The 3,576-nt window shown below is 64.1% G+C and carries 4 protein-coding genes; 1 reads left to right on the forward strand and 3 read right to left on the reverse strand.

Features of this window, described 5'->3' with window-relative positions:
- Positions 1 to 990, reverse strand: a 990-nt coding sequence (locus AB4Z11_RS26635; protein WP_442028856.1) for an FAD-dependent oxidoreductase, incomplete at its 3' end; no start/stop codon positions are given.
- Between the two features lie 95 nt (positions 991 to 1,085).
- On the opposite strand from AB4Z11_RS26635, the gene AB4Z11_RS26640 reads away from it, so the two are divergent.
- The gene (locus AB4Z11_RS26640; RefSeq protein WP_442028857.1) at positions 1,086 to 2,216 is read left to right on the forward strand and encodes a hypothetical protein; all 1,131 of its coding nucleotides are present in this window, start codon (positions 1,086 to 1,088) and stop codon (positions 2,214 to 2,216) included.
- Here AB4Z11_RS26640 and AB4Z11_RS26645 read toward each other — a convergent pair.
- Positions 2,207 to 3,229, reverse strand: a complete 1,023-nt coding sequence (locus AB4Z11_RS26645) for an AraC family transcriptional regulator ligand-binding domain-containing protein (protein ID WP_442028858.1) — start codon at positions 3,227 to 3,229, stop codon at positions 2,207 to 2,209. The two genes, AB4Z11_RS26640 and AB4Z11_RS26645, sit on opposite strands and share 10 nt — an antisense overlap.
- On the reverse strand, positions 3,226 to 3,576 hold a 351-nt coding region (locus AB4Z11_RS26650), incomplete at its 5' end, for a diguanylate cyclase domain-containing protein (RefSeq protein ID WP_442028859.1). The genes AB4Z11_RS26650 and AB4Z11_RS26645, both read right to left, overlap by 4 nt.

Consider the following 3,576-nt stretch of genomic DNA (forward strand, 5'->3'; position numbering starts at 1 on the left):
AAGCAAGGAGAAGCGCACGTCTCTGGTGGCCGGGCATACCATCGCTTCGACTTCAATCCGCACCGCCACTTCGGCCCCGAATWTGCGGGCTTGTGTCAGTCCGCGCCCTGCCAGCGCTTGGCCGGAAATCCCGGTCGGGAAGCCAAAGTAGTTTTCGATGCGCGAGCTGGCGCCGGCCTGGCCGCCCGGAGCTTTCCCGTCCAGCACAGCGACTGTCAGGCCTTCCGAAGCCGCGTACACGGCGGCGGCCAATCCTGCCGGGCCGGCGCCAACCACGACGACGTCAAATTGGCGGCCATCCAGCTTGTCCGGACTGATGCCGATGGCGTCCGCCACTTCACGCGCCGTCGGCTGCTTCAGCACCACGCCGAGGTGGGTGATCACCGCGGGCAGTTCATCGCTGCGGATGCCGAATTGCTCCATGATTCCGGCGGTTTTTTCATCCGCCACCGTATCGAAATAGGTCGCCGGTTGCAGATTCCGTTGTAGGAATTTTCTCACCTTGAGCGTGCTGGCCGAGTTCTGTGCACCCAGCACGATGAGTCCTGCTTCCTTCTCATTGAAGAAAGCCACGCGGCGCAGGATGAACGCGCGCATCATCAGCTCGCCCAGCTCGGCATCGCCGATGACCAGAGCCCTTAGCTCGTCTTCCGACAGCGTGATCACCTCGCCCTCGCTCACCGCTTTGAAACTGGCGCTGGCGGCACGGCCGACCAGGGTCCAGGTATCACCAGTGAACATCCCACGTCCGTGCAAACCGAGCGAATGCTCGCCCAGCGGCCATCGGCGCAACAGTTCAACCTCGCCGGACAGAATCACATAGCAGCGCACGTGCCGCTCGCCCTGGCGAATCAGGTAATCACCCGTCGCGAATCTGGCGCGATGGCCGTAACGTTCGATGCGCGCCAGCTGCTCCCCACTCAACGGTGGAAAGATCTGATGGCGGCGGTTGCTCAAATCCGGAGCTGGCGGACGGGGTTTATCAGTCATAAAATTATTCTAACACTGCGTGTCAGCGCATTCTTACACGCCAACGGCATGGTGGCTGCTAGAAAGTGCGCTGCGGCATGGCCATACTTTTTGCCATGATGACAACCATCGAACACGTCCGGCGCAACAAAAGCGCACCCCAGCCCGTTCTGACGGCCCGTCAGCTCTATCTGATGCTGCGCGAACAAAGCGACCGCGAACAGGCACGTGCTTTCATTATGCGCGCCATTGAGGAAGTCGCGGAGCTGCCTTGCGACTTGCCGGAGGATTACGCCACGTGGCCGCAATGGGTGGTGAGTCGCAATCAGGAAGCCGAAAACCAGCATCAGCGCTACCAGGATTCACGCCGCGCCGGTGCGCCGCGTCGCCATTTCGCCACACGTCCGGCGGCCCGCCGCTTCCTCAGCTATGCGGCGCCGGCCCTGATGGTGGAAGGCGCCTGGCTGTACGGTGTGCTGCGGCACTGGGACCTGGAGGCGGTGCAGCCGCTGGTGCGCATCTATCTCGAATACATCGGCAAAGGCATCCCGGACTGGAACCGCGTGCTGCGCGTGCGCCAGCTGCTGACTACCCAGGGCTGCGTCAACTGGCAGGATCAGGAAGATGAACTGTTCGCGCAAGGCGCGCTGCGGCTCGCCCTGTCCTGCTGCGGCGACGAATTGCTGCCGGAACTGCTGGGCTACCAGCTTGGCGTCGCGGCGGAGCCACAGTATCGCCATTCGGTGGTCGAGGAGCTGCGCGAACTGGGCATCTCCTGCTATCTGCTGGCGCCACCTGCAGCGGCCGATGACGCCACCGTCGCCTGCATTAACGATATGCTGCCGCTGATGCAGGACCGTGCCGATTTCCTGCGCCGCGTGCGCAATGGCTACCGCCTGCACGGCCTCGGCGCCGAACCGGTGGAAGCCGCGCGCGACGACACCGCCGACATCAATGCCGCCATGGTCGCGCTGCCGATACCGGAATTTGAGTCCGCCCCGCCTGCCGAACCGGCGATGCGCCCGCACGACCACGAGCCGCGCGCCGTGATCCGTCACGACGTTCCCGTCGATGAACACGCGTGGGAAAGCATCGACAATGAACTCGGCCTGCTGGAAGCGCGCGTCGCGAGCTGCGAAACACGCGAAGAAGCCGTGCACCTGCTGGTGCGCGAAATCTCGCCGTCCCAGCACCACCAGCCTCTGGGGCTGATGGCGGCTCGCCTGTTCACCCAGCTCTATGCCTGAATCGCCAGGCCTTCCCGCAGAAGGCCCGGCGTTAATCCCGTCCAGCGTTTGAAGGAACGGCGGAAATTCGCCGCGTCGTGGAAGCCAAGATAATGCGCCACCGCTTCATTATCGGCCCGCTGCGCCAGGAAGAGATACAGCGCCACATGGCTGCGCACCTGATCCAGCTCCGCCTGGAAATGCGTACCATGACGCTGCAAATGGCGTTTCATGGTGGCGGCACTGAAGCCGAATGTCGCACTGGCCTGCTCCAGCGATGGCGCGCAGCGCACATGCTCCAGCAGGTAATCGTACACAGCTGCCAGCAGTCCCGGCGCGGCTTGTAATTCGGCCTCGGCCTGCCGCAAAGCCAGCGCCGACACTACGTTGCTGCCGCGCGGCCAGGGCTGGTCCAGGCAGGATGCATCGACCAACATGGCGTCCAGATGGCAGTTGAATCGTAACGCGCTGCCCAGATGGACCTCATGCTGTTCCACATGGCGTGGCGCCGCACGGTTGAAGCAGAAGCGCCAAGGCAGGCGTGCGCCGGACAGCCAGCGGCATAAGGACACCAGCGCCGCCATATGCATCTCCACCAGCGCGGGGCGCAGCGAATGGGCGCCGAAACTGTCGCTCCAGTACAGCACCGCCATGCCGTCCGCCTCACGCCAGCGCGGGCAAAGCAATGGCGTCAGGCGCGCATGGCCAGCGCACAGCAAATCCAGCGCATGCCGTAAATCCGGGGCGTGCAGCAGCGCATGGCTGATGGCGCCAGCCTGGCCCGGCAGCATTTGCTGGCCGAGCAGGAAGCTGGTGTCCGGACTACCGGCCAGCTTCAGCAAATTTTCCAGTAACTGCAGATACTGCGCAGGTGTAATCCTGCCACCGGCCGTGTCGAGCGCTTGCGGCAGCAAGCGGCTGCCGCGCATCAGCGCCGTTTCCGGCAATTCCTGGCTGCGCGCAAACTCCAGCAATAACGCAGGCTGCGGCAACGCCGGAATGCAGGCATCGGCGCTTGTGCTGAAGCGAATCACGCAGGCTCCATCTGGTGCGGCGTAGCGGCGCCATCCAGCACCTGGCCCAGTGCCGCCAGCAGATGTTCGGGCTCGCCTTCCGCCTCGCCGCAGGCATAGCGCACACTGAGGGAAATCACGCCGGTCGCTGCATGGTGGCGCAGCAGCGCGGCTGCATCGCACAGATGCGTCGCCACAGCGCGTGCCTGCTCGACGCCTAGTCCCGGCAGCAGCACGGCAAAACGGTCGCCTGCATAGCGGCAGAGCAGATCCTCATTGCGCAGATTGAGCAGCAGCAGATGGCCCAGGGCTTGCAGCACGCGGTCGCCTTCGCGCTGGCCATGCTCACGATTGATGCGATGGAAGCC

Origin of the sequence: Pseudoduganella sp. RAF53_2 (genome assembly GCF_052113985.1) — a bacterium.
In the GTDB taxonomy this organism is placed as follows: domain Bacteria; phylum Pseudomonadota; class Gammaproteobacteria; order Burkholderiales; family Burkholderiaceae_D; genus Rugamonas.

Coding starts and splice junctions, on each gene's coding strand:
- AB4Z11_RS26640 (WP_442028857.1), top strand. CDS start 1,086: ATGATGACAACCATCGAACACGTCCGGCGCAACAAAAGCGCACCCCAG.